The sequence below is a fragment of the Actinomycetota bacterium genome (genome assembly GCA_030774015.1).
Lineage (GTDB): Bacteria > Actinomycetota > UBA4738 > UBA4738 > JACQTL01 > JALYLZ01.
The window spans coordinates 1-21,159 of the sequence record JALYLZ010000172.1 but is presented as its reverse complement, the minus strand read 5'-3'; the positions used below and the strand labels follow the sequence as shown (position 1 = coordinate 21,159).

General features: G+C 70.7%; 23 protein-coding genes. 6 read left to right on the top strand and 17 right to left on the bottom strand.

The window, feature by feature from the left end; translation table 11 throughout:
- The 7 genes from M3Q23_16955 to M3Q23_16925 all read right to left on the bottom strand — a co-directional run.
- A partial coding sequence (locus tag M3Q23_16955; protein ID MDP9343743.1) for a hypothetical protein occupies positions 1 to 1,184 on the bottom strand: 1,184 nt, incomplete at its 3' end.
- Positions 1,181 to 2,179, bottom strand: a complete 999-nt coding sequence (locus tag M3Q23_16950) for an NAD-dependent epimerase/dehydratase family protein (GenBank protein MDP9343742.1) — start codon at positions 2,177 to 2,179, stop codon at positions 1,181 to 1,183. The genes M3Q23_16950 and M3Q23_16955, both read right to left, overlap by 4 nt.
- The gene (locus M3Q23_16945; protein ID MDP9343741.1) at positions 2,166 to 2,930 is read right to left on the bottom strand and encodes a WecB/TagA/CpsF family glycosyltransferase; all 765 of its coding nucleotides are present in this window, start codon (positions 2,928 to 2,930) and stop codon (positions 2,166 to 2,168) included. The genes M3Q23_16950 and M3Q23_16945 overlap by 14 nt, the downstream gene beginning before the upstream one ends.
- Positions 2,931 to 2,942: 12 nt before the next feature.
- Positions 2,943 to 4,277, bottom strand: coding sequence for a sugar transferase (locus M3Q23_16940; GenBank protein ID MDP9343740.1), 1,335 nt, complete (start codon positions 4,275 to 4,277; stop codon positions 2,943 to 2,945).
- A 222-nt stretch (positions 4,278 to 4,499) separates the two neighbouring features.
- Complete coding sequence (locus M3Q23_16935; protein MDP9343739.1) at positions 4,500 to 6,359, bottom strand: DUF4012 domain-containing protein; 1,860 nt, start codon at positions 6,357 to 6,359, stop codon at positions 4,500 to 4,502.
- 322 nt (positions 6,360 to 6,681) lie between these two features.
- A complete protein-coding gene (gene lepB / locus M3Q23_16930; protein MDP9343738.1) occupies positions 6,682 to 7,434 on the bottom strand; it encodes a signal peptidase I in 753 nt (250 codons plus the stop codon).
- Positions 7,427 to 7,900 carry an RNA polymerase sigma factor gene (locus M3Q23_16925; GenBank protein ID MDP9343737.1) on the bottom strand — a complete coding sequence of 158 codons (474 nt, stop codon included), beginning with the start codon at positions 7,898 to 7,900 and terminating at the stop codon, positions 7,427 to 7,429. The genes lepB and M3Q23_16925 overlap by 8 nt, the downstream gene beginning before the upstream one ends.
- Positions 7,901 to 7,981: 81 nt before the next feature.
- Between M3Q23_16925 and M3Q23_16920 the strand changes: the two genes are divergently transcribed.
- A complete protein-coding gene (locus M3Q23_16920; GenBank protein ID MDP9343736.1) occupies positions 7,982 to 8,140 on the top strand; it encodes a hypothetical protein in 159 nt (52 codons plus the stop codon).
- 17 nt (positions 8,141 to 8,157) lie between these two features.
- On the opposite strand, the gene M3Q23_16915 is transcribed toward M3Q23_16920, so the two are convergent.
- Genes M3Q23_16915 through M3Q23_16895 form a run of 5 tightly spaced genes read right to left on the bottom strand, consistent with a single transcriptional unit; the run spans position 8,158 to position 12,626 of the window.
- Positions 8,158 to 8,559, bottom strand: a complete 402-nt coding sequence (locus M3Q23_16915) for a hypothetical protein (GenBank protein ID MDP9343735.1) — start codon at positions 8,557 to 8,559, stop codon at positions 8,158 to 8,160.
- A 1-nt stretch (position 8,560) separates the two neighbouring features.
- Positions 8,561 to 10,729 (bottom strand): DNA helicase PcrA, encoded by a 2,169-nt coding sequence (pcrA, locus tag M3Q23_16910; GenBank protein MDP9343734.1) that lies wholly within the window; start codon positions 10,727 to 10,729, stop codon positions 8,561 to 8,563.
- Between the two features lie 57 nt (positions 10,730 to 10,786).
- Positions 10,787 to 11,713, bottom strand: coding sequence for a hypothetical protein (locus M3Q23_16905; protein ID MDP9343733.1), 927 nt, complete (start codon positions 11,711 to 11,713; stop codon positions 10,787 to 10,789).
- Between the two features lie 56 nt (positions 11,714 to 11,769).
- The gene (locus M3Q23_16900) at positions 11,770 to 12,447 is read right to left on the bottom strand and encodes a cytochrome b N-terminal domain-containing protein (GenBank protein MDP9343732.1); all 678 of its coding nucleotides are present in this window, start codon (positions 12,445 to 12,447) and stop codon (positions 11,770 to 11,772) included.
- The gene (locus tag M3Q23_16895; GenBank protein MDP9343731.1) at positions 12,444 to 12,626 is read right to left on the bottom strand and encodes a hypothetical protein; all 183 of its coding nucleotides are present in this window, start codon (positions 12,624 to 12,626) and stop codon (positions 12,444 to 12,446) included. Before M3Q23_16895 ends, M3Q23_16900 begins: the two co-directional genes overlap by 4 nt.
- A gap of 184 nt (positions 12,627 to 12,810) precedes the next feature.
- Between M3Q23_16895 and M3Q23_16890 the strand changes: the two genes are divergently transcribed.
- From M3Q23_16890 to M3Q23_16880, 3 genes are all read left to right on the top strand, one after another.
- The gene (locus M3Q23_16890; protein ID MDP9343730.1) at positions 12,811 to 13,119 is read left to right on the top strand and encodes a hypothetical protein; all 309 of its coding nucleotides are present in this window, start codon (positions 12,811 to 12,813) and stop codon (positions 13,117 to 13,119) included.
- A 15-nt stretch (positions 13,120 to 13,134) separates the two neighbouring features.
- Complete coding sequence (locus M3Q23_16885; protein ID MDP9343729.1) at positions 13,135 to 14,289, top strand: cupin domain-containing protein; 1,155 nt, start codon at positions 13,135 to 13,137, stop codon at positions 14,287 to 14,289.
- Between the two features lie 103 nt (positions 14,290 to 14,392).
- Positions 14,393 to 15,223 (top strand): sucrase ferredoxin, encoded by an 831-nt coding sequence (locus M3Q23_16880; GenBank protein ID MDP9343728.1) that lies wholly within the window; start codon positions 14,393 to 14,395, stop codon positions 15,221 to 15,223.
- Between the two features lie 30 nt (positions 15,224 to 15,253).
- Here the strand turns inward: M3Q23_16880 and M3Q23_16875 are convergent, their stop codons facing one another.
- Genes M3Q23_16875 through M3Q23_16865 form a run of 3 tightly spaced genes read right to left on the bottom strand, consistent with a single transcriptional unit; the run spans position 15,254 to position 18,453 of the window.
- Entirely contained in the window at positions 15,254 to 15,712 is a 459-nt protein-coding gene (locus M3Q23_16875) for a pyridoxamine 5'-phosphate oxidase family protein (protein ID MDP9343727.1), read from the bottom strand.
- Positions 15,713 to 15,746: 34 nt separating this feature from the next.
- A complete protein-coding gene (gene guaA / locus M3Q23_16870; protein MDP9343726.1) occupies positions 15,747 to 17,291 on the bottom strand; it encodes a glutamine-hydrolyzing GMP synthase in 1,545 nt (514 codons plus the stop codon).
- Between the two features lie 4 nt (positions 17,292 to 17,295).
- Entirely contained in the window at positions 17,296 to 18,453 is a 1,158-nt protein-coding gene (locus M3Q23_16865; protein MDP9343725.1) for a GuaB3 family IMP dehydrogenase-related protein, read from the bottom strand.
- A 146-nt stretch (positions 18,454 to 18,599) separates the two neighbouring features.
- On the opposite strand from M3Q23_16865, the gene M3Q23_16860 reads away from it, so the two are divergent.
- Together M3Q23_16860 and M3Q23_16855 are read left to right on the top strand one after the other, a co-directional pair.
- Positions 18,600 to 19,298 (top strand): winged helix-turn-helix domain-containing protein, encoded by a 699-nt coding sequence (locus M3Q23_16860; GenBank protein MDP9343724.1) that lies wholly within the window; start codon positions 18,600 to 18,602, stop codon positions 19,296 to 19,298.
- Positions 19,283 to 19,705, top strand: coding sequence for a PIN domain-containing protein (locus tag M3Q23_16855; GenBank protein MDP9343723.1), 423 nt, complete (start codon positions 19,283 to 19,285; stop codon positions 19,703 to 19,705). The genes M3Q23_16860 and M3Q23_16855 overlap by 16 nt, the downstream gene beginning before the upstream one ends.
- Positions 19,706 to 19,785: 80 nt before the next feature.
- Here M3Q23_16855 and M3Q23_16850 read toward each other — a convergent pair whose 3' ends face one another.
- On the bottom strand, positions 19,786 to 20,718 hold the full coding sequence (locus M3Q23_16850; GenBank protein MDP9343722.1) for a hypothetical protein: 933 nt from the start codon (positions 20,716 to 20,718) through the stop codon (positions 19,786 to 19,788).
- Positions 20,715 to 21,159, bottom strand: a 445-nt coding sequence (locus tag M3Q23_16845) for a sigma-70 family RNA polymerase sigma factor (GenBank protein MDP9343721.1), incomplete at its 5' end; no start/stop codon positions are given. The genes M3Q23_16850 and M3Q23_16845, both read right to left, overlap by 4 nt.

The window sequence follows — 21,159 nt, the reverse complement described above, 5'->3', positions numbered from 1 at the left end:
ACGCCCAGCAGGCCGGGCCATCCCAGCTCGGTCTCCACGCTCTGCCAGGAGAAGAACGGCTCCTGGAACGAGCTGAGGTGGGGAATCGCCCCGGCCTCACGCCACAGGTCCATGAGGAACCGCCGCTGGGGGCCGGAGATCCCGGCCGGCAGCAGCGGCAGCCCCCGGGGATGGTCGATGCCGCCGAAGTACATCCCGGTGCCGATGAGGCCGGCCCGGCTGCTGAACTGCCCGGGGCCGAGCCCGATGAACGGTTGATAGGGATACGCCCCGGGCATCTCGGTGAGGACGCGGCGCACCTCCTGGGCCCGGGGGCTGTTCCCGGACGCGAAGGCCCTGGCCAGAGCCGGCGCGGTCCGCACGTTCGAGGCCAGGACCGCGCCCACCAGGACGAGCCCCACCAGGACGGAGCCGACCAGGGCCGCCCGGGCTCGCGGGGACACACCCTTCCACCGAGGAGGAACCAGCAGCGCCGCGCCCACGACGGCCACCCCCAGGGCCAGGAGGACATGGAGCACGGACGCCAGCACCAGGGCCACCCCGCCGACGGCCATGGCCGCCCAGTGCCGGGGCCGCCGGGCCAGCGGAAGCAGGAGCACCAGCGCCATGGCCATGTTCACGGCGAACATCGGGTTGGCGAATGTTCCGCTGGCGCCGAGGCCCGGGGAGATGGTCCCCTCGACATAGTCCCCGTTGGACACGTCGAAGCTGCCGGTGTGGTTGAAGCCGTAGAGGGCCTGGACGATCCCGAGGACGCCCTCCACCACCACCACCCAGCGCAGCACGGTCGCCATCCGGCCGGTCAGGCCGCGACCGCCCCGCGATGGGACCGCCCAGACGAACAGCAGCACCCCGTAGGTGACGGCGGCGAGACCAGCGCTGGTCCACACGAAGCCGGGCACCAGGACGGCGTGGACCACGGCCAGGACGGCGAACCCGCCGATCCACGCCGCCGCCCGCACCAGGGGCCGGAGGTTCCGGGCCTCCGCCACGTACACCCCGATCCCGGCGAAGGGGGCCGCGTAGGCTGCCAGCTTGAAGGGGGACCAGCACAGCAGGATCGCCACCACGAAGGCATGGTGGAAGGCGCGCTCGGGCGGGGGGAGGTCCGCGCCCACCACCCACGCGAGGCGGCGCCGCAGGGAGGCCGCGGCGGCGGGGGACCGGGCCGGCATCACGCTCACGACACCCGTGGGGCCGAGAGCGAGCGCCGCCCCACTCGAGACCGGACCCATCGGTATGTCTCCGCGAGGCCGTCCCGCAGAGGGACGGAAGGTTCCCAGCCCAGCACCTCCCGCAGGCGGGAGTTGTCGCTGTTGCGGCCCCGCACGCCCTGCGGCTTGGACGGATCGTGCCGCTTCCGGAGCCGCTTGCCGCCGATCGAGCACACCAGGTCCACCAGCTCGTCGATCGTGACCATCTCGTCCGACCCCAGGTTCAGTGGCGCCCCGTGGTCGGATTGCGCGATGCGGAAGATGCCCTCCACGCAGTCGTCGACGAAGGTGAACGAGCGGGTCTGGCGTCCGTCTCCCCAGATCTCGATCTCGTCGCCGTCCGCCGCCGCGGCCACCTTGCGGCAGATCGCTGCGGGGGCCTTCTCCCGCCCTCCCTCGTACGCGCCCAGCGGGCCGTACACGTTGTGGAACCGCGCGACCCGGGTCTGGAGGCCGTGGTCCTCGAGGTAGTACTGGCACAGCCGCTCGGCGAAGAGCTTCTCCCAGCCGTACCCTTCCTCCGCGTCGGCCGGGTAGGCCTCCTCCTCCTTCAGCGGAGCCACGTCCGTCTCGCCCTGGCGGTACTGGGGGTAGATGCAGGCCGAGGAGGAGTAGAAGAAACGGCCCACTCCGGCCGCTCTGGCCGCCTCCAGCATGTGCGAGTCAATGAGGACGTTGTTGCGGGCCACGTCGGCGTGGTAGCTGGTGATGTAGCCGATTCCCCCCATGTCCGCGCCCAGGTGATAGACCTCCTCGACCCCGCGCACCGCTTCCCGACAGCTCCGCGGGCTGCGCAGGTCGAGGACCAGGAACTCGTGGGCTGGGGTGGCCTCGAACTCCGGCCGCTTGAGGTCCACGCCCCGGACCGAGTAACCGCGGCGGCGGAGGTACCCGGCCATGTGGTGGCCGATGAACCCGCCCGCGCCGGTGACGACCGCGCGCCGGAACCCGTCAGGACCGCTCATGGACCACCTGCCGGCCGAAGAGCCACAGGAAACGGGGGTTGTGGTACAGGTACCGGCGCCACAGGCGACGGGGCTCCGACGCCAGGCGGAACGCCCACTCCAGGCCGGACGCCATCATCCACCGGGGGGCCTGCGGCTTCTCGCCGGTCAGGAAGTCGAAGGCCGCGCCGACCCCGACCATCACCGTGGGCACCTCACCCCGCATGGCATGCATCCACCGCTCCTGCTTGGGGCATCCCAGGCCCACGAAGAGCACGGCGGCGCCGGACTCGGCGATGGCCTGCGCGCTGGCGGCCCGCTCGCTGTCCGAGAGGTCGCGGAACGGCGGGCTCTCGGCGAAGGCGATCTCCAAGTCCGGGTACCGCGCCCCCACCCACCCGGTGAGCGCGGACAGGGTTCGAGGAGTGCCGCCGTAGAACCCGACGGGAATGCGCGCCGCCTCGGCCCGGGCCAGGACTTCGGGCGTGAGGTCCGGCCCGTACACCCTGGTGGCCTCCGGTTCGCCGAGGCGCCGGAGGCCCCACACGAGCGGCATCCCGTCCGCCGTGACCAGGTCGGCGCCGTTGACGAGCGCCTGGAACCCGGGATCGTCGTGGCCTTCCATGACCGTGTGCACGGTCGCCACGCACACCATCCGGGACTCGCGCCTCCGGGCCCACTCGACGATCCGGTCCGCCGCCGAGGCGTAGGTCAGGACGTCGACCCGCGTGCCCAGGATGAACCGGTGGTCCTGCAACCGTGGCAGCGCCATCTCGCGCACCGGCTACCTCGCGCCCGTGCCCCGGATCACCGTGCCGACCGTCTTGAGCAGGATGTAGAGGTCCAGGGCGGGCGACCAGTTCTCGATGTAGAAGGCGTCCATCCGAAGGGCGTCGTTCGGGTCGACCTTGCTCCGGCCCCGGATCTGCCACCAGCCCGTGAGCCCGGCCCTGACCTCGTGCCTGGTCTCCAGCGCCGCGGCGTTTCGAAGGACCTGGTCCATCGGCAGCGGCCTCGGCCCGACCAGGCTCATGTCCCCCTTCAGCACGTTGACCAGCTGGGGGATCTCGTCGAGCGAGGTCCTTCGCAGGAAGCGGCCCAGGCGGGTCGGCCGGGGGTCACGGTCGAGCTTGAAGAACGGAGACGTCGGGTCGATCCCCTGCCGGGCCAGGATGTCGTCCCCGTCCACCGGCATGGTCCGGAACTTGTACATGGTGAAGGGCCGTCCGCCTCGGGTTGCCCGGAGCTGCCGGAACAGCACGGGGCCCGGCGAGTCGACCAGGGTGGCCACGGCCGCGAGCGCGGCCGCCGGGGCGAACAGGACGAGCAGCACCGAGGCGCCCACGACGTCCAGGGAGCGCTTCATGTACGCCTGCCAGCCGGACAGGCGGACCGGACGGACCCCGAGCGCCACGATGGAGCCGAAGGCCCGTGGGGCGATCCGTGACACCAGGATGTCCTGGAGGTTGGGAACCACCCACAGCGCGACGCCCTCGAGCCGGGCCGTGCGCAGCAACCCCGACATGAACGCCGGGGGGACGGCCTCGGACGGGACGAACAGGGCTTCCGCCCCGGTCCGCCGGATCGCGGTGGCCACGGATTCCAGGTCGCCCACAACCGGGACCCCGTCCACCGGAGCGGCCCCTCCATCGGTCTGGACGATCCCGACGGGGACGAATCCCTCCGCTGGGGACCGCATCCACCGCACCAGCCGGGCCGTCTGGCTGGGCGGACCGACCAGGAGCGCCCGGGACAGGAACCGGCCCCGCATCCTTCCCAGGAACAGGACGTAGTGCCAGATCCGCCTGGTGACGAGGATCCCCACCACCACGAAGGCGGCCGAGAGCGGCGGCCACGCCCTCGGCACGGCGGCCCGGGTCCAGGTCGCCCCGATCGCGCACAGCCCCACCAGCGCCGCGGTCACCACCAGGATCCGGCGGAGCTCCTCGGCCGGCCACATGGTCCGGAAGTCGTACAGGTGCGCCATCCCGAACGCGGCGATAAATGCGATCACCGCCGCCGCGGAAAAGACCACATGAGTCCAGGTGACGTGGCCGAAGGTGAGGGCGAAGGCCCCCAGGAAGGACGAGAGCACCACCACCGCTTCCGTGGCTGCCACCGCCACAGCGAGCGCCCGATACTGGCGGGAGGCTGGACGGGGACCAGGGTGCGCCAAAGCCGGCTCGAGGGTCGCGGGTCCCATCTGATTGCCGGCCCGAAGGCCGGATTGACCTGCCATTTGGCCTGGCCCCGCCTCAGCGCGCACGCGTCCAGGGTATCCCAAGACCGTCTATAGATACCGGCTCCAATTGGCTTCTAAACGGAATGGGACCCCGGCCGATCATCTGCCGGATTGACCCCGCGCCGTGTAGGAGAACTGCGTGACCACGTCGCGGGTCAGGGTCACGACGTAGGTGGCCACACGTCCGTGGACCGTCCACCCCGCGCCGGGCTCCACGATCCGCGAACCCTTCGGGAGCACCACCCGGACCGTCACGATGGTCGGGATGGCCATGGGCTGGTGCTGGAGGTGCAGGACGTACACGAAGGACCCGTCCAGGCCGCGCCGGACCAGGTCCGGCACGTCGTAGGCGAACTTCACCGAGCCCGGGTAGCCGGGACTGGCCTCCACCTGCTTGGTCAGGACCCGCGCGCCGTCCTCCCGGTGGACCAGGAAGTGGTTCCGGGGACGCACCAACTGGTTGAACACCGCCACTGGAGGCTCCGCCGACGCGTGGGCGGCCCGGCCCGGGACGTACACGTTCAGCATCGAGGTGTTCAGCGCGTACGGCACCCACGTCCCCACCACGAAGATGGGCTGGCCAGGCGGGGTGTCGTTCTCCAGGGTCACGCGGGTGGTCATGGTGGCGGACCCATCCGCGCGGATGTGGACGCCGTGCACGACGTACTGCCGCGTGAAGTAATCGACCTTGCCGATGATCCGCTTCTCCGTCGCCACGTAGAGGTAATCGCCCGGGCCGGGGGACAGCGCGCCCGTCCATCCCAGAGTCCGAAGCAGGCTCTGCTGATCGGGGATGGAGGACCACATCTGGATGCGCTTTTCCGCCAGCGCGGTCCCCACGTTCTTCACCATGGCGCCCGCATTCACGGGGTTGGTGAGAACCTGGAACGCGCCGGCCACGAGTTCGCCGGGGAGCGCGTCCTGCTGTCCCAACGGCAGGAAATACTGGTCGTGCTCGGCGAGCTGCACCAGGTTGTCCGTGCTGATCGGCTGGGAGTACGCGGGCACGCTGAACGATCCCTGTCCGGTCAGTGCCTGCGCCACCCCGGCCGGGTCCAGGGCGATGACGCCGTCGATGCGACGGCCGGTGATGGCGCTGACCTGCCGGGCCCACACGCTGGCCACGAGCGGAAAATCGGGTGAGTAATTGATCCCGTTGTTGACGAACGGAGGACGCCCGGTCACGTCCAGGTACCAGCGCACGGGCGCGGGCAGGCTCACGTGCAGGAGCTTTCGGTGATCGTCCAACTGGTGGACGGAGCCGGACTGCTGGATCTCGATCCTGCCGTCGTCCATGTGCACGATGGCATAGGCCAGCACCGCACCCCCGGTGCCGCGCTGGTCCGCGTTGTTCTGGAACGCCAGGAAGTAGTTCCTGGGCTGGTCCGCCCCCAGGAACGACGGGAGCAGCCGCAGGCCGGCCAGGACCCGATGGGCAGACGCCAGGATGCCCGAGGATTGGGTCAGGACCTCCGTCTTCAGCGTTTCCAGGCGACCGACGAACGGGATGTGGGGGATGGCCCTGACGTCGGCCATGGCGGCCTGGAGATGGCTCACGATCTCCCGCACGCGCGGGGCGAGGGCGGTCAGCGCGGGCACGTCGATCCGGCCGTTGTGGATCAGGTCCGTGCCCGAGCCTCCGGAGGAACCGAGCACCTGATCGAAGATCCCCGCGCCGATGGAGGCGGCCTGCATGGCCTGGTCGACGGCGCCGACCCCCAGACGCACCGCGTCCACGGGCCGGCCCAGGAGCGGCAGCCCACCGGTCAGGCCGAATGTGAACCGGGCTCCCGCCACCTCCGATCGCAGGTCCCGTGTCGTGCGTTCCGCCGCCGCGAGCACCTCCGGATCGGGGACCTGCCCGGACGCCATCTGGTCCTTCACCGCCTGGAACTGCGCGTTGGCGCTCTCGACGTTCCGCCCGATCCGGTAGGCCTGGTAGTACCCGTCGGCGAGCACGGCGACGAACGCGAGCGTGAGGACCCCCGCCGCGAGCAGCGCGATACGGAGCCTGCTCCGGGGGCGCGTCCGCGCCTCGGGACCGGAGGACTCCCCGGCGGTGGATCCGTCCCGGCCGGACGGCTGCGTGACCCGGCCGGGCGGGGTCCGAGTGTCCAGCGAGGAAGCGGGATGGGTCGAGTCGGCCAGGGCGACCTCCGGTCAACAATAGGAGCACCGTTCTTGTACCCCACGCGACCCGAATGCGCCACCGGCGCCGGAGATTGAGCCGCCCCTCGAGCAGGGCGGGGTGGCGATCGACGAAACGCCTGGACGGAGACCGTCAGGAGGTGGCGGCCGGGCTGGGCTGGGGTGACGGATTCGACATTGCCGGTGCTGGTGGAGCGGGGGACGGCGAGCCACTCAGCGCCGTGTCGACGCCCACCACCTTGCCGAGGACCTCCCCGAACGGGATCTGCCCGAGCGCAAACCTGGAGTCGTTCGAGTTCACCAGGTTGTCCCCCACCACGAACAGACGGCCGGCTTCGACCCTCCATGGCCCCAGCGTGCGGCTGTCCTGCTGCCCCGCGGGCTGCGGGACCGCAATCGGGCTGTCGTTCACGTACATGATGCCGTCCCGCTCCTCCACGACGTCCCCGGGGAGCCCGATCACGCGCTTGATCAACACGAAGTCCGGATGGTCGGGGACATGGAACGCGATGATGTCCCCGCGAACAGGCAGCCTCTCGAACACGATCACGTCACCCGGGCTGGGGGAGACCGGCTGGTATGCGTCCGGATCCACGTCCACCGTGTCCCCGACGTGGAGCGTGGGCTCCATGGCCTCGCTCACCATGGTCACGGCGATCAGGTTCCCGGGTTCACCTCCTGTGCCGATGCTCTGATCCGACCGAAGGAGGGTGAGGGGCGCCACCACGCCGGCCCCGATCACCGCCGCGGCCACCAGCACGGCCATGACCCGGCCTCGATGCCGCTGGGGCGGCAACGCGCCCGGCATTCGTGTGGCGATGTCCGGCCACAGCTCCGGTGGATCGAGGCGTTCGATGTCTCGCAGGCGAGTACGCAGGTCAGTCATCGGATTCCTCCAGGATCTCGCGGAGGCGCTTTCGCCCGCGGTGCAGGTGCACGGCCACCGTGGCGGCCGCCGAGCCCGTCATCGAGCCGATCTCCCGCGCCGTGTAGCCGCCGTAGTAGTGCAGGGCGATGGCGCTCCGCTGTCGGGGCGACAGTCGGGCCAGGCTCGCCAGGAGCTCCCGGGCCCGATGGTCCATCTCGTAGCTTCCCTCGATCGGGACGTCCGACCGGCGGCCGCGGCCCTTCAGCTCGGCCGCGGCGACCCGGAACGCGACCCGCCACACCCAGTTCGCGGGCTCGCGGATCCCCTCCGCCGCCCGCAGGGCCTGCGCGAACGCCTCGGCCACCGCGTCGCTGGCGATCTCCCGGTCGCCCGAGAACGCCAGCACCGCCCACCACAGCCTCCGACCCTGCTCCCGGTACACCTGTTCGAGGTCGTGGCGCTCGGCCACCGACACGTCATCCATGCGCGCTCATCATCCAAGGTGGCAGAAAACGCCGAACCCTTTACAAGGGGACCGTCGGGTCCCGAACCTATACTCGGGCTGATGCCCAGACGGATCCGGTTCCGCCCTCCCGGCCTGAAGCCGACCACCAAGGTCGGCAGCCTCGGTCCCTACCGCGGAAGGCTTGGCGTGGGCTGGGTGATCGCGCCGCTGGTGGCCGGCGTGATCATCGTCGTGGCGGCCGTCCTGCTCATGCGATAGCGGCAGCGGTCACCGGGTCAGAACAGCAGCCACAGGCGGACCACGTTGCTTCGGCCATGGCCGGGGATCCGGAACTGGAACTTGTACTGCGCCTCCCCCGGATCGGTGGCAAGCGACGTGGGCCAGACGTAGTGCATGCCGCCACCCGGCCCGATCGGGACCGTCGCCACGAGGTGGAACTTCTGCTGCTGGGGCTTCTCCCGCCACACCTGGGCCCGCAGGTCCGCGAGCGACGGCTTGACCCGGCCCCGCAGCCGGATGGTGTCGCCCAGGTGGTAGATGACGTCGTTCGTGCACTTGGTCCCGTGCGGCTTCACGGAGCACGCCGTGAACGAGGTGACCGGGGACGCGGCGGCGACGGGCGGTCCGATCGCGAGCGACGGGAGCAGCACGGCCGCGATCAGGAACAGGCGCCGCACCTCAGGCCCGCTTCAGGGGTGCGTAGGCCAGCGCCAGGTGCTTCTCGCCGACGTCCTCGAACACCACGGTGGCTCGAGCGTCCGAGCCCGCGCCCGACACCGCCAGCACCACGCCCTCGCCCCACCGGTCGTGGACCACGGTGTCGCCGGGGCCGATCTCCGGCTCCGGCCGGTTCCCCACGCCCATGCCCGGCCTCGGAGCCATCTCCTTCTGCACCATCCGGAGCAGCTCGCTCGGGATCTCCGACAGGAACCGCGACGGCGGATTGTAGCTGGTGCTGCCCCACAGGGTCCGGCTCCACGCGTGGCACAGGTACAGCCGCTCCCGGGCTCGCGTGATCCCGACGTAGGCCAGTCGCCGCTCCTCCTCCAGCTGGGCGGCGTCGGTCATGGAGCGGTAGTGCGGGAACACGCCGTCCTCCAGCCCCACGATGAACACCACCGGAAACTCCAGGCCCTTGGCGTTGTGCAGTGTCATCAGCGTTACCGTGGAGGCCTCGTCGTCGTACTCGTCCTGTTCGGTGACCAGGGCCACCTGCTCCAGGAAGTTGGCCAGCGTGCCCGAGCCCCCGGAGCCCTCGGTCCGGGACTCGAACTCGGCCGCCACGCCGACCAGCTCCTTCACGTTCTCGATCCGGCCCTCGGCCTCGACCGTTCGCTCGGCCTCCAGCTCGGCCAGGTATCCGGACTCGTGCGCCGTCGCATCGACCATGCGCGAGGGCGAGGCCCCCTCGGCCACCAGGGCCTGGAGCGCGTCGATCACCTGGACGAACCCGAACACCGCGCCCCTGGCCCGCTGGCCCAGCACGTCGATCTCCTCGACCCTCCGGGCCGCCTCCAGGAACGGCACGCCCTCCTGCTGGGCGAACGCCTCCAGCGCCCCCACGGTGGCCTCGCCGATCCCCCGCTTCGGTGAGTTGATGACCCGGCGGGCCGACACCAGGTCCTGCGGGTTCACCAGGAGCCGGAGATAGGCCAGGATGTCCTTGATCTCGCGGCGCTCGTAGAACCGCACCCCGCCCACCACCCGGTAGGGCAGCCCGGCCCGCATGAAGATGTCCTCCAGCACCCGGCTCTGCGCGTTGGTCCGGTAGAACACCGCGACGTCGCGGTACCGGTACGGCTCGTCCTGGCCCAGCCGCTCGATCTCCTCGGCCACGAACAGGGCCTCCTCGTGCTCGTTCTGCGCGCGGTAGCGGACCCCGAGCTCGCCGTCGGGCCCCTCGGTCCACAGGCTCTTCGGCTTGCGCTGCACGTTGTGATCGATCAGCGCGTTGGCCACGGCCAGGATGCTCTGGGTGGAGCGGTAGTTCTGCTCCATCAGGAAGACCTCGGCGTCGGGGTAGTCGCGCTCGAAGTCGAGGAGGTTCTGGATGGTCGCGCCGCGCCACGAGTACACGCCCTGGTCGGCGTCGCCCACCACGCAGAGGTTCCGGTACTTCGCAGCCAGCAGGTTGACCAGGTGGTACTGCGCGCGGTTGGTGTCCTGGTACTCGTCGATCAGGATGTAGCGGAACCGCTCCTGGTAGTGCTCCAGGACCTCGGGGTGGTCACGGAACAGGCGGGCCGTCTCGGCGATGAGGTCGTCGAAGTCGAGGGCGCCGGCGGCGCGGAGTCGCTTCTCGTACGCCCGGTACACCTCCGCGATGGTGCGCTCGTAGAAGTTGGAGGCCGCCTGGACGTACTCGGCCGCGGAGAACAGGTGGTCCTTGGCCTTGCCGATGGCGGCCGACATGGCCCGCGGCGGGAACCGCTTGGGGTCGATGTTCAGGTCGCGCAGCACGAGCGAGAGGACCCGTTCGGTGTCGCCCTCGTCGTAGATGGAGAACGTGGAGGGAAGCCCGAGGTGGTTGTGCTCGCGGCGCAGGATCCGGGCGCATGTGGAGTGGAAGGTGAGGATCCACATCCCGCGGGTGATCCGGGTCCCCAGCAGCCCCTCCACCCGGTCGGCCATCTCCCGGGCGGCCTTGTTGGTGAAGGTGATGGCCAGGATCTCGTAGGGGGAAACGTCTTTCTCGCGGATCAGGTACGCGATCCGGTGTGTGAGCGCCCTGGTCTTGCCCGAGCCGGCCCCGGCCACGATGAGGATGGGTCCCTCGGTATGGAGGACCGCCTCTCGCTGGATGGGGTTCAGCGACTCGAGGAGGGGGGACTGCGTCTCCGCCGGCACGATCCGATTGTAGGAGGTGGTGCCGACGACGCACGCGTTGGAGTGGCCCGCCGCGACTCAGGTCCCTTTCCGGGGGCGCTCCACGCTCCGGTAGTAGTCGCGCCAGATGAGCCGGTACAGCGGGATCTTCCGGGGCAGCGAGCGGACGCCGGGGATGAACGGCACCAGGACCAGCGCGAGGGTCAGAACCATCATGATCACCCAGATCTCGGCGTCTGCGTTCCCGGAGTCCTTGAACGGCTGGATCTGGTACCAGAACGTGTACAGCCACAGCCACGCCTGGCCCGGGTAGTTCCCCGTCTCGTTCATCATGCCCCACTGCGACCCTGTGAGGTGCTCTTTCGCGGCGAGGTCCTCGAAGTACGAACCGCCCGAGATGAACAGCATCGGCTTGGTGAAGTCGGTCTGGTAGAACTGCGTGTCCGCCAGCAGCGCGCCGTCCAGGCCGCCGCCGGCCGCCAAGCCCAGTAGCTGCTGCATGATCGGCTGCACCGGTCCGTAGTCGCCGGAGGGCATGGAGATCGTCCCGTTCGAGAAGGTAGCCCGGTCCAGTGCCTTGCCGTAGGCGTCCGTCCACCTCGTCCGCTGATCCACGGAAGCCCCCTCGTAGGTGGCCAGGGCAGACTCCACGGCGGGATCGTCCGCGGCCTCAGCCCGCAGCGGATCCAGCACGAACGCCCGCGCCGTGTCGATCGGGATGCGAACCCCCGGGATGGTCTGGAGGGAGATCGGCCCGATCTTCTGGGCGGCGTCCGGCGTGTCCGTGTATGGGGGGCCGTACTGGGCGACCTCGCTGGTCCCGTTCAGCTCGGTCACGGCAGCGGCCACGAAGTCCTTGGGGTCGGCGCGCGACCACCGGGCGATGGTGACCGGCGCCTCGTCGGGCGACCCGAACAGCACGGCCAGCACGGTGGTCAGCACCGCGACCAGCACCACCGCCGCGACGAACTCCTTGACCAGGTCGTAGGAGCGGTATCCCCCCACCCACGTTTTCTCGGGCGCCGGCGTCCGTTTGCGGCTCGCAGCGTCCGGTGCGACGCTCATCGCCCACCCGCGGACTCCGCGGGCGAGGCGGCAGGTTCGGAGGGGATCTCGCCGAGAGCGGGTCCCCTCGGCGGGAACGGCGGCACCACGCCGCGGCGCCGCACCAGCAGCACGTGGGCGACGATGAGCACGCCCAGGGCGAGAGGCAGGAGCAGGATGTGCCACATGATCATCTGCCCGAAGTTCAGGACGTTGAAGAATGCCCCGATCCCGACCGAGTTGAGGCCGTCCTTCCCCTCCGAAGCGATCCACTGGGAGGCGAAGTTCTGTTGCGAGAGATAGCCGGTGAAAGCGGTTCCGATGGACGCGACGAAGGCCACCGCGCCGGTGATCCAGGTGAGGGCCCGCTTTCCTCTCCAGGCGGCCATGAAGAACTTGCCCCACAGGTGGATGACCATGAAGACGAAGAACAGCTCGGTGCTCCACAGGTGGAGGCTGTTCACGAAGAGCCCGACCTTCGAGGTGTGCCACCATGCGGGGCCGAAGATGGCCAGCACCGAGCCGGACACCAGGACGGCCGAGAAGGCCGCGATGGTCAGCACGCCGAACACGTAGATCCAGGAGGCCACGTACACCGGTTGCCTGTCCGGGAGCAGGCGGTCAGGCGGCAGGGCCCGAAGAGCCGTGCTGCGCAGCCGCTCCGTCCACATCCTGGGTTCGCCCGGCACGCTCATCGGTCCCGGCCCCTGGGGAACGGCAGCACGATCGCAAGCACGAACACCACCACCATCAGCAGTACCACCACGAAGTTGGCCACTGACATCTGGAACCAGCCCCAGTGGATGTAGTGCGGGTTCCCGTTCAGATTCACCAGCGCCGCCACGGAGGCGCCGGCTCCGGCGTCGATCCCCATCGGGTCCTCCCGTCCGTTCCCGGTTTCCAGCGAGGCTCGCTTCGACGGGCTTCGGGGACAGGTGCCAGGTGCCCCCTCCTCGATGGGTCATTGGTCCCGGCGGAGCCTGGCGGGTGATGACCACCGAAGCGCCGTACGGGCTCACGATAGACTGGCCCGAGCCCAACGACCAGGAGGTGGCGCGGTGACGGACGAGACCAGGACGCTGCGGGACGAGGACATCAGCACGGTGGGAGCGACGCTGGACGAGCGGCCCGGGCCCGACACCGACACCACCGACGCGGACAGCGACACCACCGACACCCGGGACACCGACGGCGTGGACAGCGGCGACGCGACGGACACGGCGGACAAGACGGACACCACCGACACCGCGGACAAGGCCGATGCCCCGGACACCGACAGCGCCGACCCCGACTCCGACGACGTGGACAGCGACTCGGACGACGCCGACGGCGAGGACGCGGACTCGCAGGACTCGCAGGACTCGTAGCGAAGCCGGCCGTTCGTGACCACGGCGCTCTCGCGTTGCGTCGGCGACCCCGACGGGTTCGCAAGGGAGTCCTGGGCTCGCCGCCCGCTCCACCGGCCCGGAGGCGACCCCAACGGCTTCGACGACCTGCTGTCGCTGGCCGACGTCGACCGCATCGTCAGCTCGATGGCCATCCGGCTGCCGTCGTTTCGCCTGGTCAAGGACGGGAAGACCCTCCCGCCCCCAGCGGTGACCAAGACGGCCCGCACCGGCTCCCAGACCGTCTCCGGCATGGCCGACCCGGTGAAGATCTTCCGGGAGTTCGAGCGGGGCGCCACCATCGTGCTCCAGGGGGTGCACCGGTACTGGCTCCCGCTGGCACGATTCTGCCGGGAGCTCGAGATCGAGCTCGGCCATCCCACGCAGGTCAACGCGTACATCACACCGCCGGGCTCCCGGGGGCTGGCCGTGCACCGAGACGAGCACGACGTCTTCGTGCTCCAGGTGTTCGGGACGAAGGCCTGGCAGGTGTTCGAGCCCGACGACGACGCGGGCGAGCGGCGGCCCGCCGTCGACGCGGAGGTGGGGCCCGGCGACTGCCTGTACATCCCGAAGGGCTTCCCGCACGCCGCCACGGCGCAGCGAGCGGCATCGGGTCACCTCACCGTGGGCATCCTGAGCCCGACGTGGCAACAGGTCCTGGACGAGGCGGTGGCCATGGCCGCGACCGAGCCGGAGTTCGCCGAGCCGCTGCCGCTGCGGTTCACCCAGGACCGGGAGCGCTTCCGCCGGGCAGTCGAGGATCGGCTCCAGGCCCTTTCCCGGTGGGTGGAGAAGGCCGACGCCGACGAGATCGCCGGCCGGCTGTCCCGGCGGTTCCTGACGAAGCGCCAGCCCCTGCTGGCCGGGCAGCTCCAGCAACTGCTGGCCCTGCCGAACCTGTCCGACGATTCCATCGTGGCCCGCCGGGCGGGGTCGATGCTGGTGCTCGAGGCGAAGGACGAACAACTCGCGGTCTACCTCGGCGACCGGGAGCTGCGGATGCCGGCGTGGGCCGAGCCGGCCATGCGCGCCATCGCGGACGCGGACCGGCTGGCCGTGCGTGACCTGACGCCGTACCTGGACGAGGAGAGCCGCCTGGTGCTGGTACGACGCCTGGTCCGCGAGGGACTGCTCGAGATCGTTGGCTGACCCCGGCCGGGCGGTCGCCTCCGGCCGGCCCAGGTGCTCGGTGGAGGCCCGCCTGCGTCACGATCCGCTGGCCGGCACAGCCTCACACGTCAGGAACTGGCTCTTGCTCGAGCAGCCGGGGGCGTGGGGCATCGATGCCCTCTGCGACAGCCGGCTGCCCGCACCGGTCGCTCGCGCGCTCCACGAGCGGGCCCACGCCCTGAAGATCCGGGTGATCCTGATCCGCCGGCCGGACCGGAGGCCGAACGGCGTGAACGTGTTCCTGGCCCACACGGGCGGAACGCGCACCTCGCCGGTCCTGTTCCACGGGGTGATCGACGATCCCGCCTCGCTGCTCGACCTGGACCTCGCGCCGCTCCATGCCGGGGAGCCCGTAGGTCTCGGCGAGCCCTTCGACGGGCCGCTGTTCCTGGTGTGCACGAACGGCCGCCACGACGTGTGCTGCGCCGAGCGCGGGCGGCCGCTGTTCCGCGCCCTGGCCGGGGAGTTCCCCGACCGGACGTGGGAGTGCTCGCACATCGGCGGCGATCGGTTCGCCGGGAACGTGGTCTGCTTTCCCCACGGCGTCTATTTCGGCTGGGTGGAGCCGGACGAGGCGCCGGCCATCGCCCGGGCGTACGAACGCGGGCGCCTGGACCTCACGCGGTATCGCGGCCGGAGCTCGTGGCCCGTCGACGTCCAGACCGCGGAACAGGCCCTTCGCGCTCACCTCGGGCTGGCAGGGGTGGAGGACCTCCTGCCGGCGCGGCCCTCCCGCCACCCGGACGGGTCGGTCCAGGTTACGTTCCGGGACGGCGACGGCGCCGTGCACACGGCTCGTGTCGGGCCGGGTTCCGCCGATCCGGTCTTCCTGACGTGCCGGGCCGAAGAGCGGGTCGCCCCCCGGACCTTCGAGGTGCTGTCGTTGGACGCGGGGCCACGATCCGACCGGTGAGCCCTTCGTGCGCGAAGACCGTGCTCGCCGCTACCGGCGGTGCCGTCGCTCCAGGCCACGGTCGGGGTGCCACGACTCGATGACGAGGTGGTCGGCCGGCTCGCCCACGCGAGTCAGCACGATCTCCCGGATGTCGATCCGAAACCGGTTCGCAGGCGGACCTGGGCCCTGCGGGTTCGGCGCCTCCACGGCGACGCCGGAGATCTTCGCGTCTCCCGGCCACCGGCTGGGGTCGTCCTCCGGTGGGTCCTCCGACGCGCTGTGCAGCGCGAGGCGGGGGTCCCGTCGCAGGTCTCGCGACTTCACGGAGTCCGGCATCATCCCCAGCCACACCTCGCCCTCCGAGAACTCGACCTCGATGCCGCTGATGCGCGGCGACCCGTCCCGGCGCAGCGTGGCGATGGTCTTGTGCTTGCGGGCGTCGAACAGGGAGCGAACTCGCGAGGAGAAGTCCGGTTCGGCGGCCTCGACGTCGACCCAGCTGCTCACGCCCCGCCGCCTCCGACCGGGAGGCGGCCCCCGGTCACTCCCACTCGATGGTGGCGGGGGGCTTGCTGCTGACGTCGTAGACGACGCGGTTGACGCCAGGGACCTCCGCGATGACCCGACTGGCCACGCGTTCGAGCAGGTCGTAGGGGAGCCGGGCCCAGTCCGCGGTCATGGCGTCCTCGCTGGTCACGGCCCGGATCACCACGGGATGCTGGTAGGTCCGGCCGTCGCCCATCACGCCAACGCTCCGCACGCCGGCCAGCAGCGCCGCGTAGTACTGCCACAGCTCTCGGTCGAGCCCGGCCCGGCGGACCTCCTCCCGCAGGATGGCGTCCGCGGCCCGGACCAGCGAGAGCCGCTCCGCCGTGATCTCGCCGACGATCCGCACGGCCAACCCCGGGCCCGGGAACGGCTGGCGCCACACGATCTCCTCAGGGAGGCCCAGCTCCTCGCCGACCTTGCGGACCTCGTCCTTGAACAGGTCCCGAAGCGGCTCCACCAGCTCGAGGTCCATGACCTCCGGCAGGCCCCCCACGTTGTGATGGCTCTTGATCCGCGCCGCGGTCCGCGAACCGCTCTCGATCACGTCCGGGTACAGCGTGCCCTGCACCAGGAACCGCGCGCCGCGGTGCTCGCGTGCGACCTCCTCGAACACCCGGATGAACTCCTCGCCGATCCGCTTACGCTTGTCCTCGGGGTCGGTCACCCCGGCCAGCTTCTCCAGGAACCGGTCCGCCGCCTTCACGTGCACCAGCGGGACGCGGAAGTGCCGGGCGAACGTGTCCTCCACCTGGTCCGGCTCGCCCTCCCGCAGGAGCCCAGTGTCCACGAACACGCAGGTCAGACGGTCCCCGAGGGCCTTGTACACCAGCAGCGCGGCCACGGCGGAGTCGACACCGCCCGACAGCGCGCACAGCACCTCGGCGTCGCCGACCTGCTGGCGGATCCGCTCGACACCGCGCTCGATGACGTTGGCCGGCGTCCACTCGGGGAGCAGCCCGCACCCGTCGTAGAGGAACCGCTTCATCACGTCCAGGCCGCGGCGGGTGTGGGCCACCTCGGGGTGGAACTGGACCGCGTACATGCCGCGTTCCGGGTCCTCCATGGCGGCCACCGGCGTGGCGTCGGTGCGGGCGGTGACCCGGAACCCGTCCGGAGCGCGCGTCACCGCGTCGCCGTGGCTCATCCACACGGTCTCCCGGTCGGCGAGGTCGGCGATCAGCACGCCCGGCGAGTCCACCCGAAGCTCGGTCCGGCCGTACTCGCGGGCCCCCGTCGCTGCCACCTCCCCGCCCAGCGATTTCGCCATGAGCTGGAGCCCGTAGCAGATCCCCAGGACCGGGACACCCAGCCGGAACACGTCCGGGTCGATGCCCGGCGCGCCGTCCTCGTACACCGACGCAGGGCCTCCGGACAGGATCAGCCCGGATGGACGGCGGGCGGCCAGATCGGCCGGGGAGGTGTCGAACGGCACGATCTCGGAGTACACGTGGCACTCCCGGACCCGCCGGGCGATGAGCTGCGCGTACTGCGCCCCGAAGTCGAGGACCAGGACGGGGCGCGGGGCGGGCGGGGTCACGCGGTCACGCCATCCCCACGCCCTGGGCCTTCTGATAGGTCTTCCCCTCGGACTTGATGGCCGGCGCGATGACCAGCTCCGCCTTCTGGAACTCCTTCACGTTCGCGTAGCCGGTCGTGGCCATGGACATCCGAAGCGCCCCGAACAGGTTGAGCGTGCCGTCGTTCTCATGCGCCGGGCCCACCAGGATCTCCTCGAGCGAGGCCACCTGACGCGTCGACACGCGGGCGCCGCGGGGCAGCTGTGGGTGGAACGTGGCCATGCCCCAGTGGAAGCCCCGGCCCGGCGCCTCGTACGCCCGGGTGAGCGGCGAGCCGATCATCACGGCGTCCGCCCCGCAGGCGATGGCCTTGGCGATGTCGCCGCCGGTGCGCATCCCGCCGTCCGCGATGACGTGGCAGTACCGGCCGGTCTCGTGCATGTGCTGCATCCGGGCGGCGGCGGCGTCGGCGATGGCGGTGGCCTGGGGAACGCCCACCCCGATCACGCCCCGAGTCGTGCACGCCGCGCCCGGCCCCACCCCCACCAGCACGCCCACCGCGCCGGTCCGCATGAGGTGCAGCGCCGTGGAGAACGAGGCGCAGCCGCCCACGATCACCGGAAGGTCGTAGGAGGCGATGAACTCCTTCAGGTTCAGCGGCTCGGACCGGGTGGACACGTGCTCCGCGGAGACCACCGTTCCCTGGATCACCAGGATGTCCAGCTCGGCCTGGAGCAGGAGGTCCGCGTATCGGCGGGTCCGCTGCGGCGTGACCGAGGCCGCCGCGACCACCCCGCCGGCCTTGATCTCGGCGATCCGCCGGCCGATGAGCTCCGCCTTCAAGGGCTCCTGGTACAGCTCCTGCATCCGCCGGGTGGCCTTGTCGTCGGACAGCGACGCGATCTCCTCGAGCACCGGCTCGGGGTCCTCGTAGCGCGTCCACAGGCCCTCGAGGTTCAGCACGGCCAGCCCGCCCAGCCGCCCCACCTGGACGGCGGTCGCCGGCGAGACCACCCCGTCCATGGCCGAGGCCATCATGGGGAGGTCGAACTGGTAGGCGTCGATCTCCCACGAGATGTCGACGTCGTCGGGGTCCCTGGTCCGCCGGGACGGAACGATCGCGACCTCGTCGAACCCGTACGCCCGCCTGGCCGTCTTGCCCGTGCCGATCTCGATCTCCATGGCCTCTCTACCTCGCTCTCGCCGTGTCCGAAATGCCCCGATACGCGAAACGCCCGCCCGGGGAAGGGCAGGCGTCCGATGGTTCCATGACGGAATGGTACCGGCCGGACGCTTCCTCGTCGAGCACCCGAGCCCCAGGAAAGGGGTTGACATCGCTCTCCCGGTCGGACGATTATTGCAACTCTGAGATAGTAAAGGAGTTGAAGATGCAACTCAGGGAAGCCCTGGAGAGCTTCATCGAGACATCCTCCGCCAAGACCGCTGAGGAAGAAGAGCGTGTCGCGCAGGCCGGCAGGCTGTTGACCGAGGTCATCCGGCTCGAGGGCCGCGCCCGCCGCCTCTTCGGAGCCGATCCGCTCTGGGAACTCGGGTACGGACGCACGTTCGGGGTCTGGGAGGCCCGCGACCCCTCTGAGGCGTCTGGACAACGCCGCGCTCGGACCTCGAAGGACGACCCCAGCTTGGCGGGACTTTCATTGCACGAGGCGGCCAGGCGAGTGCTTCAGGAAGAGGGGAGGCCGATGCACGTCCAGGAGCTCGGTGTGCGGATCAAGGCGCGGGGATGGCGGCATCCTCGATCCAGGGCAGCCAGGCCCGACCAGATCAACTACCAGCTCGCCGCGAGGCTGCCGCGCCACTCCCAGACGTTCCGGAGGGTCGCCCCCAACACGTTCGGCCTCACGGCATGGGGCGACCGGACTCCTCACCAGGAACGCCTCCGGCCCCGGCTTCCCCTCGTCCCCACGGCCGGGACTGCCCCGGATGGCCGGCCGTGGTCCGAATGGATCGGCGACCACCCAGAGGCTCCTGTGGAAGACGAGACGGCAGCGTGGCGCTCGTCCTAGACTCCGGGGTCCTCATCGCGGCCCTCGTCGGAGACGATCCCGCTCACCACGCCTGCAAGCAGCTGCTGGAGTCCGCGACCGAGCATCTGCTCATTCCCGATCCGGTGCTGGTGGAGGTTGATTTCTTGATTCGGAAGACCGCGCCCGTCGAGACATGGCTGAGTTTCTGTGAGCAGATCGCGGAAGGTGCGTTCGACGCGTTCGCCTTGACGCCGACACTCGTCTTGCGCGCGGCCAGGCTCCAGGCGAAATACAGCGACTTCCCGCTCGGGTTCGTCGACGCTGCCGTGTTCGTCACCTGCGAGGCCCTCGGTGAGCCCAAGGTGGCGACCTTGGACCGGCGGCACTTCTCGGTGCTCCGGACCAGCGAGGGGGCAGCGCTCGACCTTCTTCCTGCGCGTGCTTGAGCCTCGCCCCGTTCCTCGAAAGGCGGGGAACGAGCTCAAGGAACTGCGTCCGTCCGAACGGCGGTGCGCCGCCAGCCCGGTCAGGTTCCCTTGCAGTCGGGGCCCCAGGGCGGCGGCGTCGAGCCCGGCGTGGGCGTGCCCGTCTCGGCGCGGACGGCGTCGGCCTGGTCGGCGGGGACGAGGTCGACCACCACCTCGGTGGGCGTCGCGAACCATGCGTCGGTGATGGCCGATCCGGGCGGAGGTGAGTCCACGTACCCATCCCCCGCGGGATCCACGCCCACGGGCGCCAACGGCTGCGGGTTGTAGTAGAAGCGCACGCCATACCCGAGGCCCTGGATGGCGCGGCCGGCGTCCGACGGGTCCAAGCGCTCAAGCCCCATGCACCAGAACGCGCCCGCCGGCGAGAGCTCGCCGCCCAGTCCCGTGAGCGACTCGCCGGGACGCTGCGCCCGGCCCGCGATCAGCGTCAGGGGCCCGTGGACGTCCTTCGGGATGTCGAGGACCTCATGGTGATACACGTTCCGGCCGCGGTCCAGGATCTGGTCGTAGACATCGGGCGGAAGCCCCGGGTCGATCCCCTCCCCGACCTGGGCCAGCAGCCTGGACCACTCCTCGGGATCCACGTTGGTTCGGGGCGCGAAGTAGAGGTCCCACCAGGTCCCCGCCACGTCGGCCGGGACCGGCACCACCAGGATGGTCGCGTCGACGCCCTGCTCCCGCAGCTGTTGCTCGACGGAAACCGGATCCCGAATGGCATCCGTCGCTCGGACCTGCACCGTGTCCGCGCCCGCCGCCAGCGTGTTCGCCGCTACCACGGCCCCGACGACGGCCGCCACGGCGAGGGTCGCGGCCCGAACGACGATCCTGCGCCGCACGCGCGGGCCGCGCCCGGGTGAGGAAGCACCCCCCGCAGCCGAGGACGCCCGATCTTCGACCGCTTCCAGCAGCACCGGAAGGAGCCGAGCCTCGAAGCCCCCGAGCTCCCTGTGCATGACATCCGAGCCGGTCATGGGATCACCTTCTCCGTGCGGCGCAGCGCAACCGCCCTGTCCGATGGATCACCGAGCTCTTCGCGAAGCTTCCGGCGGGCCCGGGCCAGCCGCATCCGGGCCGCGGCCGGACGAACGCCCAGGGCGCGAGCGGCCTCGTCCGGTGTCAGGCCTTCCAACGCCACCAGTTCGACCATGGCCCGCTCTCCCGGAGGAAGGCCGGCGATCGCGCTCCGGGCCTCCGGCGCGATGGCTGCGGCGTCGATGGCGCGCTCCAGGCGGGCCACGTCGTCCTCGTCCAGCACGCGCCGCCCCGACAGTCGAGCCGCCGCTTCCCGCTCGCGGGCCCGCCGCCGGGCGTCGGACGCGGTCACGTTCGCGGCCACGCCCAGGAGCCAGGGCACCGCTCGGCCGCGGCGGGGGTCGAACCGGCCGGCCGAGGCGATGACCTCGAGCCAGATG